General features: G+C 45.6%; 26 protein-coding genes and 1 pseudogene. All 27 read left to right on the top strand.

Going from position 1 to position 19994, the window contains the following annotated elements; translation table 11 throughout:
* Entirely contained in the window at positions 1-180 is a 180-nt protein-coding gene (locus AMICO_RS10315; RefSeq protein ID WP_052292809.1) for a hypothetical protein, read from the top strand.
* A pseudogene (locus AMICO_RS10415) lies at positions 96-269 on the top strand (PAAR domain-containing protein); the annotation flags it as partial. The gene AMICO_RS10315 and the pseudogene AMICO_RS10415, both read left to right, overlap by 85 nt.
* Before the next feature lie 6 nt (positions 270-275).
* Complete coding sequence (locus tag AMICO_RS05640) at positions 276-665, top strand: phage tail protein (RefSeq protein ID WP_013048493.1); 390 nt, start codon at positions 276-278, stop codon at positions 663-665.
* Between the two features lie 3 nt (positions 666-668).
* The gene (locus AMICO_RS05635) at positions 669-989 is read left to right on the top strand and encodes a GPW/gp25 family protein (RefSeq protein ID WP_013048492.1); all 321 of its coding nucleotides are present in this window, start codon (positions 669-671) and stop codon (positions 987-989) included.
* On the top strand, positions 976-2085 hold the full coding sequence (locus tag AMICO_RS05630; RefSeq protein ID WP_013048491.1) for a baseplate assembly protein: 1110 nt from the start codon (positions 976-978) through the stop codon (positions 2083-2085). The genes AMICO_RS05635 and AMICO_RS05630 overlap by 14 nt, the downstream gene beginning before the upstream one ends.
* Positions 2078-2734 (top strand): phage tail protein I, encoded by a 657-nt coding sequence (locus tag AMICO_RS05625; protein WP_013048490.1) that lies wholly within the window; start codon positions 2078-2080, stop codon positions 2732-2734. The genes AMICO_RS05630 and AMICO_RS05625 overlap by 8 nt, the downstream gene beginning before the upstream one ends.
* Before the next feature lie 11 nt (positions 2735-2745).
* The gene (locus tag AMICO_RS09925; protein WP_013048489.1) at positions 2746-4431 is read left to right on the top strand and encodes a phage tail protein; all 1686 of its coding nucleotides are present in this window, start codon (positions 2746-2748) and stop codon (positions 4429-4431) included.
* A 133-nt stretch (positions 4432-4564) separates the two neighbouring features.
* On the top strand, positions 4565-5161 hold the full coding sequence (locus AMICO_RS09920) for a DUF4376 domain-containing protein (protein WP_013048488.1): 597 nt from the start codon (positions 4565-4567) through the stop codon (positions 5159-5161).
* Between the two features lie 74 nt (positions 5162-5235).
* A complete protein-coding gene (locus tag AMICO_RS05610; RefSeq protein ID WP_013048487.1) occupies positions 5236-5613 on the top strand; it encodes a YcbK family protein in 378 nt (125 codons plus the stop codon).
* Between the two features lie 9 nt (positions 5614-5622).
* A complete protein-coding gene (locus AMICO_RS05605; RefSeq protein WP_169302806.1) occupies positions 5623-5946 on the top strand; it encodes a phage holin family protein in 324 nt (107 codons plus the stop codon).
* Between the two features lie 38 nt (positions 5947-5984).
* Entirely contained in the window at positions 5985-6269 is a 285-nt protein-coding gene (locus AMICO_RS10105) for a hypothetical protein (RefSeq protein WP_169302805.1), read from the top strand.
* Positions 6211-6543: a hypothetical protein gene (locus AMICO_RS05600; RefSeq protein ID WP_013048484.1), complete on the top strand. Its 333-nt coding sequence runs from the start codon at positions 6211-6213 to the stop codon at positions 6541-6543. Before AMICO_RS10105 ends, AMICO_RS05600 begins: the two co-directional genes overlap by 59 nt.
* A 595-nt stretch (positions 6544-7138) precedes the next feature.
* Complete coding sequence (locus AMICO_RS05595; RefSeq protein WP_013048481.1) at positions 7139-7915, top strand: Nif3-like dinuclear metal center hexameric protein; 777 nt, start codon at positions 7139-7141, stop codon at positions 7913-7915.
* Positions 7916-7974: 59 nt separating this feature from the next.
* A complete protein-coding gene (gene trpS / locus AMICO_RS05590) occupies positions 7975-8970 on the top strand; it encodes a tryptophan--tRNA ligase (RefSeq protein ID WP_013048480.1) in 996 nt (331 codons plus the stop codon).
* A gap of 12 nt (positions 8971-8982) precedes the next feature.
* Positions 8983-9756, top strand: a complete 774-nt coding sequence (locus tag AMICO_RS05585; protein ID WP_013048479.1) for a segregation and condensation protein A — start codon at positions 8983-8985, stop codon at positions 9754-9756.
* A complete protein-coding gene (gene scpB / locus AMICO_RS05580; protein WP_013048478.1) occupies positions 9728-10270 on the top strand; it encodes an SMC-Scp complex subunit ScpB in 543 nt (180 codons plus the stop codon). The genes AMICO_RS05585 and scpB overlap by 29 nt, the downstream gene beginning before the upstream one ends.
* A 3-nt stretch (positions 10271-10273) precedes the next feature.
* A complete protein-coding gene (locus AMICO_RS05575) occupies positions 10274-10996 on the top strand; it encodes a pseudouridine synthase (RefSeq protein WP_013048477.1) in 723 nt (240 codons plus the stop codon).
* A gap of 104 nt (positions 10997-11100) precedes the next feature.
* Complete coding sequence (gene cmk / locus AMICO_RS05570; RefSeq protein ID WP_013048476.1) at positions 11101-11778, top strand: (d)CMP kinase; 678 nt, start codon at positions 11101-11103, stop codon at positions 11776-11778.
* Positions 11775-12401 (top strand): lysophospholipid acyltransferase family protein, encoded by a 627-nt coding sequence (locus tag AMICO_RS05565; RefSeq protein WP_013048475.1) that lies wholly within the window; start codon positions 11775-11777, stop codon positions 12399-12401. Before cmk ends, AMICO_RS05565 begins: the two co-directional genes overlap by 4 nt.
* Positions 12394-13521: a GTPase HflX gene (gene hflX / locus AMICO_RS05560; RefSeq protein WP_244392471.1), complete on the top strand. Its 1128-nt coding sequence runs from the start codon at positions 12394-12396 to the stop codon at positions 13519-13521. Before AMICO_RS05565 ends, hflX begins: the two co-directional genes overlap by 8 nt.
* A gap of 26 nt (positions 13522-13547) precedes the next feature.
* Positions 13548-14432: a YicC/YloC family endoribonuclease gene (locus tag AMICO_RS05555; protein WP_013048473.1), complete on the top strand. Its 885-nt coding sequence runs from the start codon at positions 13548-13550 to the stop codon at positions 14430-14432.
* A 5-nt stretch (positions 14433-14437) separates the two neighbouring features.
* Positions 14438-14701 carry a DUF370 domain-containing protein gene (locus AMICO_RS05550; protein WP_013048472.1) on the top strand — a complete coding sequence of 88 codons (264 nt, stop codon included), beginning with the start codon at positions 14438-14440 and terminating at the stop codon, positions 14699-14701.
* Positions 14685-15269, top strand: coding sequence for a guanylate kinase (gene gmk, locus AMICO_RS05545; RefSeq protein WP_041459351.1), 585 nt, complete (start codon positions 14685-14687; stop codon positions 15267-15269). Before AMICO_RS05550 ends, gmk begins: the two co-directional genes overlap by 17 nt.
* A gap of 15 nt (positions 15270-15284) precedes the next feature.
* Entirely contained in the window at positions 15285-15536 is a 252-nt protein-coding gene (locus AMICO_RS05540; protein WP_013048470.1) for a DNA-directed RNA polymerase subunit omega, read from the top strand.
* Entirely contained in the window at positions 15517-16743 is a 1227-nt protein-coding gene (gene coaBC / locus AMICO_RS05535; protein ID WP_041459350.1) for a bifunctional phosphopantothenoylcysteine decarboxylase/phosphopantothenate--cysteine ligase CoaBC, read from the top strand. The genes AMICO_RS05540 and coaBC overlap by 20 nt, the downstream gene beginning before the upstream one ends.
* Entirely contained in the window at positions 16719-18554 is a 1836-nt protein-coding gene (locus AMICO_RS05530; protein WP_169302804.1) for a primosomal protein N' family DNA-binding protein, read from the top strand. Before coaBC ends, AMICO_RS05530 begins: the two co-directional genes overlap by 25 nt.
* A gap of 42 nt (positions 18555-18596) precedes the next feature.
* Positions 18597-19907 carry a ribosome biogenesis GTPase Der gene (gene der, locus AMICO_RS05525; protein ID WP_013048467.1) on the top strand — a complete coding sequence of 437 codons (1311 nt, stop codon included), beginning with the start codon at positions 18597-18599 and terminating at the stop codon, positions 19905-19907.
* Positions 19908-19994: the final 87 nt, after the last annotated feature.

Here is a 19994-nt window from a genome sequence, read left to right as displayed (position 1 = left end):
ATGTTTGTACCGGCCATGGCTGATGGCCATCTCGGCCTTCGGTTGAAGGATCTCCTAATGTTTTTGTTAATGGCAAAGCATGGCATAGACAAGGCGATGCTTGGGCTGAGCATTGTTGCCCTGATATTCCAGAGTGCCATGCGTCTGTGTTGGCGTCTGGTAGTTCGTCTGTGTTTATAAATGGCAAAGAAGCCGGAAGAGTTGGAGATCCTATAGCGTGTGGATCTTCCGTTGCTATAGGATCAAATAACGTTTTTGCAGGGGGGTAACTCTAAATGATAGGCTACCTTGGAGATGTGGTTTTTGAAACGTCAGCCGATAAAGTGAGAACCCCTGAAAACTTTCAAAGGCAAGGTGATGCGCGATTTGGCACGCACGAAGTGGCAGGCCAAAAGCCTGTATTGGAGTTTATGGGGCCAGGTTTAGATTCAGTTACGATGACAATTTCTCTTAGGGCCTCTCTAGGTGTAAATCCACGGGGTGAAATAGGTAGGTTGCGCGACATGAGAGACGATGGCATTTATGCACCTCTCATTTTAGCTGGAAGACCGTTGGGGACATTTGTTATAGAGAGCATAAACGAAACATGGTCACAAATTGATAATCATGGACATTTACTTCGGGCTACTGTTGATTTGACTTTACGCGAATATGTGGAGGAATAAACAATGGAATATGAGGTGATCGGAGCACAAGGTGCAATTGATTTTGGGCCTAAAACGGAGGTTGCAGAAGTTTTACAAAACATTCGTACTATCCTCACTACGATGAAATATTCTGTTCCACTTGATCGCGAATTTGGACTCAGTGCAACCATGCTTGACGAGCCAATACCCAAGGCTCAGGCGGCGTTGTCAGCTGAAATTGTTAGCGCAATTCAAAAGTTTGAACCCAGAGCGAAAGTAACGTTTGTAGGTTTCGTTGAAAGCGACCATTATGACGGCATTCTAATTCCGAAAGTGAAGGTGAGAATTCGTGACACTACCTAACATAGATTTTACGGAAAAATCTACAGCCGAGGTAGAGGCTGAGGTTTTTGCGAAATATGAACAAACAGCAGGCCGGATTCTCGCAAAGGGGGATCCGGTCAGACTTTTCTTGGAGGCTGTGGCGGCTGTTATAGCGCAACAGCGTGTAATCATTGATTTTTCAGCGAAGCAAAATTTGCTGGCTTATTCTACAGGAGATTATCTCGATCATTTGGGTGACAGGCAGGGGGTGGTGAGGCTTCCTGAACAGCCGTCAATGGCCACAGTCCGTTTTTCGTTGCCCATAGCTCAAACATTCGCCGTTTCTATACCTCAGGGAACTCGCGTCACTTCGGGTGGCAGTGTCTTTTTCGCAACGCAGGAAGCCCTCGAAATAACCCCAGGAGCAACGTATGTTGACGCTGTCGTTACCTGTACCCAGAGCGGTTCAATCGGGAATGGTTTTGCAATAGGGCAGATCAGTAAACTGGTGGATCCTCTTCCGTATATCTCAAAAGTGGAAAATATAACTGCTTCCACGGGTGGTGTTGATGAAGAATCAGATGATAATTTTAGATTGCGTATAAGGCAAGCTATGGAAAGGTACTCTGTTGCAGGGCCTCGACTTGCCTATGATTTCTGGGCACGTACTGCACACCAGGGAATAATTGACGTGTCGGTAAGATCTCCTGCTGCGGGAGAAGTTGAAATAAGGCCGTTGATGGAGGGAGGGGAACTCCCCAGTTCCGAAATACTTGATGAGGTTTTGAGTATTTGCTCAGCTGACGATGTGCGACCGCTGACAGATCAGGTGACCGTTTTAGCCCCGGAGCAAATTACCTATTCCGTTGACTGCACATATTTCATAGATCGCGTAGAAGCTATCTCTATTTCTGCGATACAGGCTCAGGTGGCAACTGCCGTAGGGGAATATATTGCATGGCAGAAAGCGAAATTGGGCAGAGATATTAACCCCTCGGCGCTTATCAAGCGTGTGATGGATGCCGGGGCAAAGCGGGTCGAAGTGTCAAACCCTATATATACAGCGTTAGAAGCGTGGCAAGTAGCTAAAGAAAACAGCGTGACCATCAATTACGGAGGGCTCGAAGATGGTTAGTGCCGGGTTGAAAGATCTTATCCCTGGAAGCATTGCTGAAGATCCTCAGGTGGAAGCCGCGGTTTTAGCGTTAGATGGCCAACTTGCCGATATTAATTCCCATTTGATTCAAACCATCATCTTGCCGCGCATCGACGAGTTGTCTGAAGCGATTCTAGATTTATTACTGTGGGAGTTTCATATCACCCTTGATGAGGGTGCGGGGGTGGCCGTTTCGGTTGAAGAGAAAAGAGATCTTGTTCGAAGGGCTGTTGAGATACATCGTCTGAAAGGAACGAAAGCGGCGCTGCTTCGCATTTTCGAAATGCTCTCCATGTGTGGAGTTATTTCCGAATGGTATGAATACGGTGGGGAGCCGTACAAATTCAAGGTAGAGATTCTTGAGCTTAGCGAGCGTGGACTTGATGAGCAGACCTATGTGCTTTTAGAGCGACTAATAGATGAGTACAAGAACGTTCGTTCGTGGCTCGACGAGTTGAATGTATATCTTACTGTACGGGGTGTGGTTCCTAAAGTTGCAATGGCAAGCCTCTTTGGTGAAGAAATTACAGTTTATCCGTACAACGTGACGGAAGTTGAGAGTGCAGTATTTTGGCGATGGGGCATTGGAGCCCAAGTTGTTGAAACTGTTACGGTTTATCCGCTTTAGGAGGTGGTGATATGGCTGAAAACTTTTATACGATTTTAACAAATACGGGAAAAGCTAAACTGGCTAACGCCCAAGCACTTGGAACGACGGTGCAGTTTTCTTCCATAGCTGTTGGAGATGGATCTGGAAATTATTACGACCCTACTGAGTCACAAACGGCCCTTAAAAATGAGGTGTGGCGTGGGGCAATAAATCAGATAAAAACGGATAGTGAAAATCCCAACTGGATTGTTGTTGAAGTTGTGATTCCTACGACAACGGGAGGTTTTACAGTTCGGGAAGCTGGAATTATTGACTCGGAAGGCGATGTTATTGCCATAGGCAAATACCCGGCTACATACAAGCCAGCTTTGGCTGAGGGATCTGGAAAAGATCTTTATATTCGGATGATTTTAGAGGTGTCGAACGCGTCTGCAATTACGTTGAAGATTGACCCTGCTGTTGTGCTGTCAACGCGTGGGTATGTCGATGACAGTATTTCAACCCATAATATCGACTCCTCAGCTCACAATAACTTGCCCTACCTCAAAACCTCCGAGGTAGTGGTGTCTCCAGAACCGAACAAGGTTTTAAAGCTCGATGCGGCGGGGAAACTCCCAGGTGACATTACTGGCAATGCGGCCACATCAAGTCTTGCGGTAAATGCGACATACTGGAACGGCAGGCGCCTTCTAGACAAAGCTTCGACAACACAACCTATTGGCCTTGTCCTTGTTGAACCAGGCGGCGGAGCGGGTTTTTGGGATTGGGTGGATTTAGACGGTAACCCTGTAATGCCACCACCTGGGTATTTCTCAAGCCGGCCGGAATATCAGATCTCTGTATCTACGGTCGACGATCAGGCTATGGTGGAAATTTCCCAGTTTTATTTCCTGGTAAAAACGTTGCCATCTGGGCCATATGCAGGCAAGCAGGCTCGATTTGTCAACAAAACTGCTTTTTCTGGCGCAAAATTGCATCCAGCTTTTCTCAACGGTGGCGTAGAAATAAGTTCCTTTTATATAGGCGCTTATGAGGCTTTTGATGATGGCGGAACAAAAGCAGGCAGTAGCATAAAAAAACCGCCTCTCGTCATCATAGATTTTCCAACGATGGTATCACGGTGTAATGCACGAAATGCGAGTGGCGTAACGGGATTTTCACTCATAAACATCTATCAGATCGCTGCTATACAAATGCTAGCGCATGTAGAAATGGGAACAACAGACTCACAATCTGTTTTCGGCAGGGGAAATTGCGATTCGCTAGTGCCTTATGCCTCGGGCGGATGGGCGCTCAGCACCGGATATACAAATGCCATATGGCGAGGCATACACGAACTTTGGGGAAACACGTGGTGCATGGTGCAAGGGCTTGAAAATCGAGATGGAGCTATTTGGGTGTGGGATTCGGGAGGGGGCAAATCTTTTGTTAACACAGGGGAGGTTTTTCCCAATAGTGGGTATCCAACCGAGATGCATGTTGCTTCTGGGGCCAACTTTGATTTGAGCGCGTTATACCTTCCAAAGACTACTATTTCATCGCAAGACAATGGTACATACAGCGATTATTTCTGGATTACAAAAGATGGTACAAAGGTGTGCTACTACGGCGGCGGCTGGTACTATGGCTCGCAGGCTGGCCTGTTCTACCTGAATTTGGGCACCGCTGCGTCGAATTCGAGCAGCATCAGCGGTGGCCGTCTCGCAAAGGTTTAGAATTTTGAACACTGAACATTTGAACCCTGAATTCTCCGCGATAGCGGAGAATAAACGGTATAAATCTTTGCAACAGCATGAGAAGCGCCATGTCGGCGCTCAAATATCTTGACTATGAAGGGAGAAAGCGAAAATGAGGAGAATCATTATCCCAGCAGGCGCTATGCCTGCGGCGGAAATAGAAATCCCCTATAGCGAGCAGGGGGAGTACACGCTTTTTTATGCAGCGAATAGATATATTGTTGTGGATTCCGTAGGCAATTGCTCTACTGGAATACCCGATGAAATGAAGCTTCTAGAAGTGCTTCTCACAGGCAAAACTGGAAAACACGTTATTTTTGCGGCAGATGAAATTACAGGGTATGAAATAACAGATGCAACGGAAGAAGATGTATTGCTCTTTATGAGGCCTAAAAAGCTACTTGAGATAGCAAGTGCACGTTGGGCAGAGGAAACAGCCGGTATCTCGGTAAACGGGCTAAAAATAAAAACTGATAGAGAGAGCCAGGCAATGATCACTGGTGCAGCCCTGCAGGAAATCGACGACCCTACGTACTCGTGTCAATGGAAAACAGAAGGCGGTTTTGTGACGCTTGTCGCAGACGAGATCAAAGCTGTTGCAAAGGCTGTAAGGGCACATGTTCAGGCCTGTTTTGATAAAGAGGCCGTATTGATAGCCCAAGTAGAAGCAGTTACTACAGAAGAGGAACTGAATCTAATCAAGTGGTAAGAGAATAGCTAAATTAAACACTCAAGAGGTTGCCCACACGGCAGCCTCTTTTTTTATGGAGAGGAGGGAGACACATGCTTTCAGAGCACTTTAGCAGAACTGAACTTGCATGCCGTTGTGGGTGTGATAGGTGCGATATCAAACCGAAACTCTTGAGCCTTTTAGAAAAAATCCGCTCCTTGGTAGGAACGCCAATCTTCATCAATTCCGGCTACCGTTGCCCTACGCATAACAAACGCATTGGCGGGGTTCCAAATAGCTGGCACACGCAGGGCGTAGCCGCGGATATTCGCCAAGCAAAATATTCTAACAATGTTTTTCATTCAAAGGTTCTTCGGGCATACAAAGATGGGAAACTTTCTGAATTGGGAGGACTCGGGCTTTATAACGGTCGTATACACGTAGATGTACACAAACCTAAAGACGGGCATTTGCGGCAGTGGAGAGGGTGAGAAAATTTGTTGGGCGAAGGAAAACTTGCAGAGCAAATAACGCGGCTCTTAACGCCGGTAGCACTCGCTGTTTTTGGAGGAATAGCTCACGGGCTTAATTGCAAGCAAGAAGAATTTTCGTGGTGGTTCTTTTTTACAGGAATTATCACCTCTGCTTTCGTAGGCATCTGTGTGTTTTACGTGCTCGATGGAGTCTCTATCCCTCAAGGATTCAAAAGTGCCTCAATTGCTATTTCTGGATATTCCTCTCATGAAGTTTTGCAAGTTCTCAAGAAGCGGGTTTTGAAATCTTTGGCAGGAAGGGTTGAGAGAGAATGTTCGAGCGGAAAATAAACTTTGTTTTTTGGGGAATAATTTTAGTTGGCATTCTCTTGGCAGTTTGGATAATTACACCGCTCTTTAAAACTCCCAAGTTGCCTAAGACTCTAATAAATACAGATTTAAAGGCTGATCAACTACAAAAAGAAATCGAAGCTTTGGGAGAAAAAATAAACGAATTGGAAACAGCCACTCGAAAAGAGGTGAGGGTGATCCGTGAAAAAACTGCGCAAGAAGTTCGTTCTCTTCCTGGCAGTTCTATCGCTAACGAGCTTAATGATGAGCTCGCAAAGTTTCGGGGCATGGGAGTACGTTCCAGCAGGATGGACGACTCCTGAAGCGGGGTTTTGGGGGAATGAGGCCGACGGTCGGGATACTCTTACAGCAATTCGAGCATACAGGATAGAATCGCAAGCTTGGGAAAAAGCTTACGAAAATCTTAGGGGCGAGATCCTTAGTTATCAGGAAAGCACAAAAGAGCAACTAGAGGATCTCAAAAAGCAGCTAGATGCAGAAAGAAACGCCTGGAAGAAAGAGATGCAAAGCGATCAAGCGAAAAACAGACTCTATATTTTACTGGCCCTTGGCGTAGGGTATATGGCTGGTAATTAAGGAGGTTCCGAAATGACTAGCTTTTTGGCCTTTGTTGGCGGAATGGCATGCGGAGCAATAGTAACCGTGTTTATTTTATTTCTATTGGCATTTAAAGACGGTATGCCGGGATATCCATAAAGGAGGGGATTTTATGAGTTTGGGGTTGATTTTTACTTTGATAGTTATAGGTAGCTTTATATATAAGGATAAAAAAGGAAAGTGGCCCTGGGATAAAAAATCAAAATAAACGACCCGCCAGAATGCGTTTTAAGAATATATTTGTGGCTCATAGGTATAAATCATCGTCCAAGTCATACTAAGGCAACTACGGCTCTATTTGGTTGCAAATCTACAAAAAAGACTAAACAGTACACGCCCCCCTTAAATTGTGCTAAAATCTAGCAAATACTTAAAATGAATTCTATTACAATGATAGTCAAGACCGTATAACAAACCGTATAACGGCTAGCGAGAAAGTGGGCATTCATGGCATTTTATAGGAGATTTCGAGTCCAGGTAGGCCCACCATTGAAGGTTAATGCCGTTTCCCTGTAGGAAGCGGCATTTTTTATATAGTTTGATTGCCGTAAAGTAGGAACTTGGAGGTGAAAAGATGCTAGTAATTGATATTATAAATCATATCAATACCTTTGCTCCCCTGAGTCTTGCAGAACCATGGGATAATGTTGGTCTTATGGTAGGAAGCTCGCAGTGGAGGGCTTCAAAAATAGGAGTGGCCCTGGATCCAGACGTACATGTTTTAGAAGAGGCTAGAGGTGAAAAATGTGATTGTCTCGTGGTGCATCACCCTCTTATTTTCTCGCCGCTGAAAACTATCGATCTTGAAAGCCCTGTCTCTCTGGTTATTCAGAAGGCCCTTGAGTATGGTATAGCTGTCATCAGCGTGCACACTAACTGGGACAAGGCGCGTGAAGGCGTTAATGTACAGCTTGCAAGACCTTTGCTGAAAGAGAGCTTTCTCCCTTTGCTTCCAATGGAAAACTCTGAGGGGCTTGGGGCATGGGGATCTTTGCTAAAACCTTGTTCCCTGCAAAATTTGATGGTTAAGCTTCGCAATGACTGGAATCTGTCATGGGTGACCGGATATGGGGAACCAGATAGAATTGTGAAGACTGCTGCCCTCTGCGGCGGATCCGGTGGTGATCTCTGGACTGCCGCCCTTGATAAGGGCGCTGACGTCTATATTACCGCTGACATGAAGTATCATCAGATCTTGGATGCATGCTCTTTGGGCATGGCCCTTTGTGTTGTGGATCACGGCGAAATGGAGCGATATTCGTTGGCCGCCCTTTGCAGGCTGATGGCCCTCTCTAATCTTCCTGTAGTACAACTTAAAGATAAAGGCCCTAACAGACTTCAAATCGAGTAAAATAACAGTAGTCAAAGATTATTTTTTAATTTTATTTCAAATAAATGAGGTGGAGAAACATGGCAAAAAGAGTTTTCAGCGGCATGCGACCTACAGGAAAACTTCATTTGGGCCATTTGGCCGGGGCTCTAACAAATTGGGTGCGCCTTCAGAACGAATACGAATGTCTTTACTGTATTGTTGACTGGCATGCTTTGATGTCTGATTACGCAGATAGCAGCAGGATTCGAAAAAACTGCAAGGAGGTTCTTTTAGATTGGCTTGCGGCTGGTCTTGACCCTGAAAAGAGTACAATTTTTGTGCAGTCTCATGTTCCCCAGCATGCTGAGCTCCATTTGGCTTTATCCATGATAACCCCTCTTGGCTGGCTTCAGCGGAATCCAACCTACAAAGAGCAGATATTAAACATACAGAATAAAGACTTAGGTACCTATGCTTTTTTGGGTTATCCAGTTCTTATGGCATCAGATATTCTTCTTTACAAGGCAGAGATGGTTCCGGTAGGGGAGGATCAGAGCGCCCATCTTGAGATCAGTAGAGAGCTGGCCCGTCGTTTCAATAATTTTTATGGAGAAATACTCCCTGAGCCGCAAATGCTTTTGACACCGACTCCCAAGGTACCAGGTACAGACGGTCGAAAAATGAGCAAATCTTATGGAAACAGCATAGATATAGCTGACTCTCCAGAAGAAATGTGGAATAAGATTCGGACCATGATTACAGATCCCGCTAGAGAGCGCAGAACAGATCCTGGGGATCCGGAAAAATGCCCAGTCTGGGATCTGCACAAAGTTTTTAATGATGACAAGGAACAGCATAAAGAAATTATAAAAGGATGTACTACAGCGGGAATAGGGTGCGTTCAGTGTAAAAAAATGCTTATGGAGCATGTAAAGCGGGTGATGGAACCTATCCATGAGCGACGCCGATATTACGAATCCCATTCTGAGAACTTGAGGAATATCATACTGGCTGGCGCAGAAAGAGCACAGATTTTAGCTCAGCAAACCATCGACGAGATAGTAAATTCTATTGGTTTTGTCCCCAGGGGATAGGGGAGATAGAGTGTGGAAAAAGGGACCTTCCCCCTCCAGGTGGAGATAGAGGGATTTTCAGGGCCTTTAGATCTTCTTTGTTATCTCGTAGAGAGTCGCCAGTTTGAAGCCACTCAGATAAAGGTTTCAGACCTGGTTAATATTTACGGGGCCTATCTGTCCCATTCTAAAAAGGTGTCTATATATGTGGTGGCAGAGTTTCTTTCCCTTGCAGCAGGGCTGGTTCTTGAAAAGATTATGGCGCTATTGCCTGGTCAGCATAAGACTGATGGGGAAGAAAGCTCCCCTCCCGAAGATCCTATTTCTGAAGAAGAATTGTTGGGGCACCTTTTGCGGTACAGACCCTATCGTGAGGCAGCTTTTCGCCTTATAGAAAAAAAAGAGGAGCAGGACAATCTCTTTAAGAGAGCAGCTGCTGTTGAGGAAGTCCCATCTTACGACCTGGGAGATCTTTACAGTTTAAGCCATCTCTGGTGGCAGCTGATCGCTGCCCATAGCAGAAAAGAGCCAATGTCGAATATAGAAAAACAATCCATTGGAAACTGGCGGGGAATTCCTGCGGCAGTGCCTGAAGAAATACAAATCGACAGAAAAATAGAAGAGCTCAGGGCGTATTTAGAAGATCATTCCTCTTTATCCCTTTCTCACGTTCTCAAAGGGACTTCCACTCGTTCTGTTCTTGTGGTTACGATCCTGGCTCTTCTGGAAATGGCTAGGACTGGACTCATATCCATTACACAAAAGGAGTTGTTTGGAGATGTTATCATCTCTAGCCAAACACGTTGAGGTTCTCCTTTTTGTCGCTGTTACACCTGTGTCGGAGAAGGAACTGTCTATGCATTTGGATGAATCTCTGGAAGCTGTATGCTCAGCGTTAGGAGAGCTTTCAGACCATTATGCCCAGGATCATGGAATTACCCTGCGAAAAGTGGCAGAGGGTTGGGAACTATGCACAGACCCTGAGTTTGCCGAAACCGTGGCTATTTTCAGAGAAACGGCATTACGTCAAAAAGTGCGGTTAAGCCGCGCAGCTGTTGAAAGTCTTGCTGTAATAGCCTATAACCAGCCAGTTACGAGGGCGGAAATTGAAGAAATCAGAGGGGTCAGGTGTGAACGGGTACTTGAAACCCTTCTTTCCCATGGCCTTATACGTATTGCGGGGCGAAGGCGAGGGACAGGATCTCCCTTGCTTTACAGGACTACCGAAACTTTTCTTGAACATTTTGGTCTTGAGTCAATAGCGGAACTTCCCACTCTCGAAGAAGTGGAAGAATACAGTGTGGAGGAGAGCGAACACTAACCAATGGCAATTAGATTGAACAAGTATCTTGCTTCATGCGGCCTTGCATCCCGCAGAAAGGTAGAAGAGTTTGTCTTATCAGGCCGCGTAGCCTTGAATGGAAGGGTTGTCCGCGATCTCTCTACCACAGTAGAAGAAACGGACACAGTAACCCTTGACGGAAAAGAAGTATCTCCGGAGAGCAGGGTCTACATAGTAATGAATAAACCTCAGGGGGTCGTTTGTGCGGTGGAAGACCGCTTTGACATGACAGTGATCGATGTTCTCCCCCCCGCCTACTCAAAGTTTCGTCTTTTTCCGGTAGGGCGTCTTGATAAAGAAAGCGAAGGATTGCTCGTCTTAACGAACGACGGGGATTTCGCTCACTTTCTTATGCACCCTTCGTCAAATATAAAAAGAGATTACGAGGTACTGTTAAACGAAGAGTTGACGGTAGAAAAAATGAAGTTGTGGCTTAAGGGCTTTGAAATAGAAGGGGGATTTGTACGCCCCCTTTCCGTCCAACCACTTTGCAGACCACCTTATGGCCGATGGGTCACAGTATCGATCACTGAGGGTCAGAAAAGAGAGGTTCGTTTAATGGCTGAGCATCTAGGGTATAAGGTAATGGTGCTTATTCGGCGTAGAATTGGTAGAATGGAGTTGCGAAATCTTAATAAAGGACAAACTGTAAAGCTTTCTCAAGACGAACTTTTAAAGAAAATAGAGCGTGGCGGTATCGTCTAAATCTCGTAATGAAATGGGGAAAACTTTCCAACATGAAGGATTTCATGTCTGCGCACATATGCTGCAGCGTATGCTTCTTTGAAGAGATGGGAGAATTGCAATCAATGATAATGAAAAATCTTGTTGTTGCGATTGACGGACCAGCGGGGGCAGGCAAAAGCTCTGTTGCAAAAAAAGTAGCAGAACTTCTAGGGTTGGATTATCTTGACACAGGCGCGATCTACAGGGCATTGGCCTTTTATTTGAACGCTATGGGTTTCGAACCAGTAGAAAGCCCTTATCTGACGGAAATTCTTTCTAAGATCAAAGTTTCTCTGAGCGATGGCTGTGTTTATATTAACGGTGCAGACGTAACTGAACATATTCGTTCTCCAAGGGTTGATAGTATTGTTTCTAGCTATGCCGCTCTGCCGACAGTCAGGCGCTGTCTGCTTTCCATTCAGCGTGAGCAGGCAGAAGAAGGGGGGCTAGTAGCTGATGGAAGAGATATGGGTACTGTGGTCTTCCCTGACGCAACTATTAAAATATACCTTACCGCCAGTGACAGCGTCCGTGCGAAAAGACGGCACTTGCAGCTGTTAGAGCGGGGAGAAAAAGTATCATTTGATGAGGTGCTGCGACAGATCCAGAATCGTGACCAGTTTGATTCAAATCGCGAAATAGCGCCATTGTGCCAGGCTTCAGATGCAATTTTTGTTGATACGTCTTCTATGACAGAGGATGAAGTTGTTGATTATCTTGTTCGATTAGTAAAGGAAAATAGCAATCAGGTGGTTCTATGAGGCACTTATTTTATACACTGACAAAAATATTCTGCTTTATTGTTCTTAAGCTTTATAATCGTCTTTCTGTTCGCTGGCTCGCGAGTTTGCCCAAAGAAGATCCTGTAATTGTAGTGGCTAACCATTGCAGCAACCTTGACCCAATCATAATAGGGGCTTTATTTCCAAGACGCTTGCGATATCTGGCCAAATCAGAACTTTTTTCAACCTTGGGGATGAGTCTGCTAATACGGACACTGGGGGCCATTCCTGTAAAGAAACAGGATCTGCAAAGTGCAGGAGCAGCCCTGAAAGCCTTTTTGGACTTATTGGAAAAAGGAGAAAATGTGCTTCTTTTTCCAGAAGGAGCCAGATCCCTTAATGGCAAACTTCAGCCCTTGCAAGGAGGGGTAGCGTTAATCGCCATGAAGAGCGGTGCGCCAGTTATCCCTGCCTTTATTAAAGGGAGCTTCGAGTCCATGCCTCCCGGAGCGAGTTTTGTACGGCCGAACCGCATCCAAGTGACTTTCGGCGAGGCCATCTACCCCAGGGAATTGGAGACAGGCCTGTCTGCCAAAGATAGCCGGCAACAGTTTTTGGATAGAGTGTACGAGGCTTTAGAAAATCTTGAAAAGAGTGATTGACATAGACGGCGGGGCGCGTCATCAACGAGCAGTTGTTGCTGCTCTCGATATACCTGCCCAGGACTATACCCCGCGAATCCTTTTAGACGAGCTGAAGATGCTTCTTGTAAATCTGAACATAGATGTGGCAGGTGAGGTTATTCAAAGAAGAGACAAGCCTGACCCAGCCTATATGCTGGGCAAGGGAAAGGCAGAAGAGAGCGCCCTCTTTTGTAAAGAGGTAAAGGCGGATCTGTTCGTTTGCAACGAACAGCTTACTCCGGGACAACGGCTGAATTTGCAGCAAATATTAGGGATTGAGATCTGGGATCGTCCTTTTGTCATTATGAAAATATTTGAGAGAAGGGCGAGAACAACAGAGGCCCGTTTGCAGATAGAGCTGGCCATGTGCCAATACGAAATACCACATCTGAAAGGTTTAGGGCGCCAAATGTCCCGGCTTGGAGCAGGCATAGGTACCCGTGGCCCAGGCGAAACGGAATTTGAGCGCCATCGCCGCAAACTCGAACGACGGGTGCGGGATATTAACGAGAGGCTCGTAAAGGTTAGGAAGAGGAGGACATTCCAACGGTATAGACGTGAAAAAGCGGGAATACCGACTGTAGCACTGACCGGTTATACAAATAGTGGGAAATCTACTCTTTTACAGCAATTGAGTCATGGACGAAACTTGTATGTTGCGGACCAGCTCTTTTCAACTCTTGACACATACGTTCGCAAGGTTGAACTTTCAGATGGACATGATGTGCTTGTTTCTGACACTGTTGGGTTTATACGGGACCTTCCTCCTGCTCTCATTGCTGCTTTCCGAACAACCCTTGAGGAAATTTCAGTATCGTCACTCATTCTCCTCGTTCTTGATGGGAGTATGCCAGATGTAATGGAAACACTTGATGTGGTGGAGGAAACTTTGTCTGATATTGGGGCAGGAGCCATACCTCGCCTCATCGTTTTGAATAAAATAGACAAAATAGATCTTTCATTGATTCCTTTTCTTCAAACTCGCCTTCAAGGCAGAAGCAAAGCTAAAGTGCTTCCTATTTGCGCTCTGTCAGGAGTAGGCGTAACAGAACTATTGCAAGAAGTGGAGTATCAGCTGTTTAATAAGATGGCAAAGTAGCTCCAAAATAGATGGGAGGATTTATAGTGCTGTTGAGCATGACAGGTTTTAGCCGGGAAAGCCAGACATTTTCATGGGGAACGCTCTCAGTGGAAATGTCTACAATTAATCATAGGTATCAGGATATCTCCATACGGCTGCCAAGGGAGCTTTCATATTGCGAGCCGTCGCTGAACAATAGATTAAGACAATCTATAAGGCGGGGAAAGATAAGACTTAGTGTAGAAGTTACATGGTCTTCTGATCTTCGTGCGGTTTCTCTTGACGGGCAAATTCTTGAAAACTACTATCATCAGATAAAGGGATTGCAGGAAAAATTGGGAAATCAAGAAGCTATACGACTAGAGTCGTTGCTTAATTTGCCGGGGGTTACTGATTCAGCTTCTGGGCGGGAATCTCTAGAGGAAGATATAGAGAAATCCCTTGATTCTATGGTGGCAAAAGCAGTGGATTCCTTGCAGAAGATGCGTCAGACCGAAGGGAAAGATCTGGAACTGGATATCAAAACCAATTTAGAGAGTTTCTCGTCTTTGACAGGCCAGATTTTACAGCAATGGGAGAAGGCCCGAGATAGTGCCGTTGAAGAAACGCGAGAACGGATCAAAAAAATATTTGAAGACAATGGCCCTGCGGTTGAAGAAAGCAGGATAGCTCAGGAAATTGCTCTCATAGCTGATAAATGGGACATATCAGAAGAATTGGCTCGCGCACAGAGCCATATTGAAAAATTCCAGACAGTGTTGAACAGCCCATCTTCAGAAGGACGGAAAATGGATTTTTTGATTCAGGAAATGAACAGAGAAGTGAACACTGTTGCATCTAAAGTAACGAACGCAGAAATACGATGGCTTGCGGTGGAAGCTAAGACAGCTCTAGAGCGAATACGAGAACAAGTACAGAATGTGGAGTGATTGGGATGTCTTATCGTTTAGTTCACATAGGGTTTGGTAATATGATTGTGGCAGAAAGGATTGTAGCGATTATCCATCCAAACTCTGCTCCGATCAAACGCTTGAAAGAAGAAGCAAAAGACCAGGGCCGTCTGATCGACGCGACTCAGGGGAGAAAAACGCGTGCTATTCTTGTTACAGATAGCAATCATGTTGTGCTTTCTGCCATTCAGCCTGAAACCATTGTAAATCGATTTGAGGAAGAGCCAGATAATGAAGAAAACAAGTAAGAGGGGGAAGTTGTTTGTAATTTCCGGCCCAAGTGGCGCAGGAAAGGGGACAGTGAGAAAAGCTCTTTTCGAACAGATGCCAGATCTCGTATATTCTATTTCATGCACCACCCGCCAACCAAGGGACGGGGAGAGGGATGGTGTGGATTATCGTTTTTTGAGTGAAGAAGAATTTAAAAAATTGGTCGAAGAGAAAAAATTTCTTGAATGGGCAGTTGTTCATGAGCATTTGTACGGGACTCTAAAGTCTGACGTGGAAAAAGTTCTTGAGGCTGGAGTCGATGTTGTTTTGGAGATAGATGTGCAAGGGGCTCTTCAGGTAAAAAATGCTTTTGATGACTCAGTGCTTATATTTATCATGCCCCCATCTAAAGAGGAGCTGGAACGGAGGCTTCGCAACAGAGGGACTGAAGAAGAGGATACAGTGCAGCTTCGTCTGAGCAATGCCCTTAAAGAAATGGAAAAAATGCATATGTATGATTATGTTGTAGTAAATGATTCTGTTCTTCGCGCGGCCCTGGAAATAAAACGTATTATTGCAAGTTACAACCTTGAGTGCTGTTTATAGAATGGAGGTTTAAGTATGAAATTTTACGATATAGATTATTTAGAAAAAAGAGCTGGCATTACCAATAAATATCTATTGACGGTTATTGTGGCAAATTGGTCTCGCTATATTAGCGAACAGAAAAGCCGTGTTCTCGAAGAAGATCTTGAGCAATACCTGTCGGTTGCTATGGATGATATTGCGAAAGAACGGGTCAAGCTCAGAATCCCAGCATCACGGGCTAAAGGAGTGCTTCCCGGTGGCTACGATGTTGACGTGGAAAAATAAAAGACGAGTAGTTCTTGGAATTACAGGCGGTATTGCCGCATATAAGGGGCCAGAGATACTTCGAGCCCTTCAAAGGGCAGGTTGTGAAGTTGAAGTGGTATTGACAGAAGGAGCCGAGTCTTTTGTCAGCCCAATGGTGCTTTCCACGTTGGCCGGCAGACGGACTTGGACCCAAGACGATTTTCTTTCGCAGGAGAAGGGTTGGGAAATACCTCACATAAATTTGGCGGACTGGGCTGAGCTTGTCATTATAGCACCCTGTACTGCCGAAACCCTTGCCCGTCTTGTTCAGGGGCGGGGGGAAAGCCTTCTTGACGCTACGGTTCTCGCTACGAAGGCTCCAGTGCTTCTTTTTCCTGCTATGAACAGCCATATGCTTGAGCATCCAGCAACAGTGAGAAATATAAAAGAGGCAAGGGCCATGAGCTATACGGTTGTTGATCCTGATGAAGGAAGCCTTGCCTGTGGGTATGAAGGAAAGGGACGTCTGCCTGCCCCTTCTGTTATTGTTGAGGAAGCATGGCGTGCTCTTTCTCCCCGAAAGGATTTTGCTGGTGTTTCTGTTCTTGTTACGGCTGGCCCCACATGGGAATTTATTGACCCAGTCCGTTTTATAAGTAACCCAAGCAGTGGGAAAATGGGTTTTGCTCTTGCTAGAACGGCATGGTATCGAGGAGCCGATGTAACTCTTGTTTCAGGACCTGTTTCCCTCCCGACTCCCCATGGGATAACGTACTGTCCCGTAAAATCTGCCATGGACATGTATAAGGCTGTTATCGAAAAAATGGATTTCGCGAAAATTATCATAAAATCTGCCGCAGTGAGTGATTACAGGGCTGCTTCTATTGAAATGGAAAAGATGAAAAGAGAAGGGAAAGATACCTTGACCCTTAATCTGGTGCAAAATCCAGATATTGCCGCAGAAGTAGGAGCCCGCAAATCTCCCGACCAGATACTTGTGGGATTTGCCGCGGAGAGCAGCCATCTTGTAGAACATGCAAAGGAAAAAATGTTACGAAAGAATCTGGATCTTATAGTAGCAAACGATATTACGGCAACAGATGCCGGATTTGCCGTTGATACCAATAGGGTAAAGATCATAAAAAAGGCTGGAGATTGGCACGAACTTGTAGGCACCAAAGAAGAAGTTGCCTGGGGGGTCTTGAATACGGTTAGTGAAATGTGCCAAAAGGAAGAGAACAGGTGACACTGATCGATGTCATTGTGCCTGGGCCATGGTGGAATCCTCTAACTTATGAACATGAAGAAGCTGTACCTGCCGGAAATCGTGTACAGGTCCCAGTAGGACCTGCTAAAAGGGTTGGTTTTTCTCTGGGAGTTTCCTCTGTCACTTCCAATAAGAGTGGAGCATATCGTATTCGCACGATCAATAAAGTACTTGATACGGCGGCCCCCTTACCCCGCGACCTCTGGATTTTAAGCCGCTGGATAGGCGTCAATTTTTATTGCGGACAGGGCGAAGCTCTGCGCGTTATGTCCCCATCTCAGCTTATGAAGGGGGAAGAAGTGCCTCCTGCAGCTCCTTGGGAATGTCTTTGGGAGAGCAGAGCCTTTAAGGATAATTATTATTATTTCCCCGAAGACCAGGAAAGACATGCAAGATACCTTAAAATTTTACAGGAGCATCCCGGCCCGGCTATCCTGCTCTTTCCAGAAAGGGCTTTAGCCGAGTTTTTTTACTCTTTTCTGGAAACGGAGGGTGTCGAAAACATTTTTCTTTGGCCATCTGTTGGGGGTAAAAAATTATGGGAGGCGTGGAATAGAACCCGCAGTGGAGAGCATAAGATCATCATCGGCGGACCGGGTGCCATCTTTGCCCCCTTGCCGGATCCCCAGCTTATACTTGTTGATGAAGAGAGCAGCCCGGCCTATCGTATGCAGGCTGCGCCGTTGCTCCATATCCGCTCAATAGCCATGCAGCGGGCTCGCATAGCCAACAGTTCCCTATTTCTCTGTGGGCGGTTGCCATCTTCTAAGGTATCTCTTTATAAAATGCCGGAAGAGCACGGTACTTCCATGGGAAATCGTCTTATATTCGTAGATATGAACCGAGCTTCGAGACCCTCTTTTCCAGGCATAACTTCCTCGTTTCCCTTAAGTGATGCTTTAGTTCGAGAGTCGATGAGCTGTTTAAAAGAGAGAAAAGCTGCATTGTGGATTCTCGATCGGAAAGGGTACGCGGGTGAAATCACCTGCGAAGAGTGCGGTGGCACTCTCATCTGTCATTCTTGCGGGGTAGCTTTGCGGGCTGAGGAAGAAGCATCCCGGCTTGTTTGCCCTCTATGCGGCTATAGCACGGTTTTTCCTCGGGAATGCCCTAAATGCAGGGGGCTGCTGCTTAGTGGGAAGCGCCCAGGTCTGGAAATAGTTTATAAAGTAGCCCAGGCACTATGTGGAGAGGCTTTCCCAGTGGTAGAATGGCATGCAGAAAAAAATACGAGTAAGAAAGCCTTTCAAAAAGTCTGTACAGTTTTGGCAGGAGGGGGCATAGTCGTTGGATCACGGGCTGCCATCTCTCTTTGTGATGCTGTGAATGTCGGGATGGTAGGATGGATAGATGCAGATGCAGAAGCGCGCAAGATCTTATATCGCTCCAGGTTTGATGCTTATCGAATGGTGTTAGAGTCGGCCTGGCGCGGAACCAATCCTTCAGAGCGCAAGGTAGTGATTCAATCTCGCAGGCCAGGAAGCGGTTGGCAGAGAGGGCTAAAATATGGTTGGAAAGCATTTTGGCGCAGAGAGCTGAAGGAACGAGAAGAGTATGGTTTCCCGCCTTTTAATATGTTAGCTGAAATTACCCCACCATCGGGGAAGAAGGAAGCTTTGCTTCAATATTTAGTGGACGAGAACCTTACTATTATGGACCCTGGAGGTGAACAAAATTCACTGTGGGCTTTCATCCAGCGACCTCAGAAATTAAAGAAAGCTCTTGAACCATGGTTCAATATATCGAAGTCTAGGGAAGGTTTTCCAAGTGTCTCTCTTTGGATTGATTAAAATGATGGAGAAGAAATGCATTAAAGGAGGAAATCAAAGACGATGCCCATAATAGCTATAGTGGGAAGACCCAATGTGGGGAAGTCTTCGCTATTCAATAGAATCTTGGGACGACGGGAAGCAATCGTGGATGATATGCCAGGAGTTACCCGCGACCGTATCTATGGAGAAACTGAGTGGAAAGGAAGACAATTCTATATTGTAGACACAGGAGGCCTTCTCGTTCGAGATGAACATCCTCTTGTTGAAGGTATAAGAAAACAAGCCACTCTCGCTATTGAGGAAAGCCACGTCATATTGTTTGTTATTGATGGCTTCAATGGCCCCAACTGGATGGATGAAGACGTAGCTCATATTCTCAGGCGATCTGGCAAACCTGTTATTGTGGTTGCAAACAAGCTGGATGACGGCATTCATGAGGATAGGGTCTACGATGCCTATTCTCTTGGGTTTGAGCATGTGGTGGGGATTAGTGCGCTCCACAAGCGTTATATTGATGATCTTATGGACATGGCTGTGTCTCTTCTTCCTTCAGATGAAGAGGAGGAACGGGATCCTGAGGAAATAAGAGTTTCAATCGTAGGCCGTCCCAATGTGGGGAAATCAAGCCTGGTCAATGCATTAGCAGGGAGCGATCGTGTTTTAGTAAGCGATATCCCAGGAACTACGAGAGATGCCACAGACACTGTTATCGAGATGAAAGAGGGTAAATTCCGTTTTATAGATACGGCTGGACTTCGCAAGAAAAGCCGCATTGACAGCGACATTGAATATTATTCTTTTGTAAGAACATTGCAGGCGGTGGATCGGAGTGATGTCGCCCTGCTCGTCATGGATGCTTCCGAACCCACAACAGATCAGGATAAAAAAATGGCGGCTCAAGTTATCGAGAAGGGGAAGGGGTTAATCCTTCTTATTAACAAATGGGACACCTTAGAAGCAGCAGACAAGCTGGGGGATGAAATGAGAAAAAGAGTACGGGATGAAATGCCCTTTCTCTCCCATGCCCCCTTGCTGTTTGTTTCAGCTTTGACAAAAAGAGGGCTAAACAAACTAACACAAACAATTAAAAACGTTCAAGAAAATAGAAGTAGAAGAATAGGGACTACTGAACTGAACCGTCTTATAAGGGATGTGCTGGCCTTTCAGACTTTGCCCACAAGCCGCAAAGGGAGAGTCTTAAAAATTTATTACTGTACTCAGACGAGCATAGAGCCTCCTACGTTTGTGTTCTTTGTAAATGACCCAGAAATTGTCAGTCAGTCATTTAACAAGCATATTGAGAACAAAATAAGAGAAATGGATACTTTTGATGGAACCCCTTTGCGTCTCTACTGGCGTGTGAAGCAGTAATTCTATAAATATAGTGAAATTAGGGCTTGACCGCAGTGCCAGTTACTGGTAATAATAAAACGACGCGAAGCTTGTCAATTACATACC

Source organism: Aminobacterium colombiense DSM 12261 (assembly GCF_000025885.1).
Classification (GTDB): domain Bacteria; phylum Synergistota; class Synergistia; order Synergistales; family Aminobacteriaceae; genus Aminobacterium; species Aminobacterium colombiense.
This window is presented reverse-complemented; position numbering and strand designations above follow the sequence as displayed.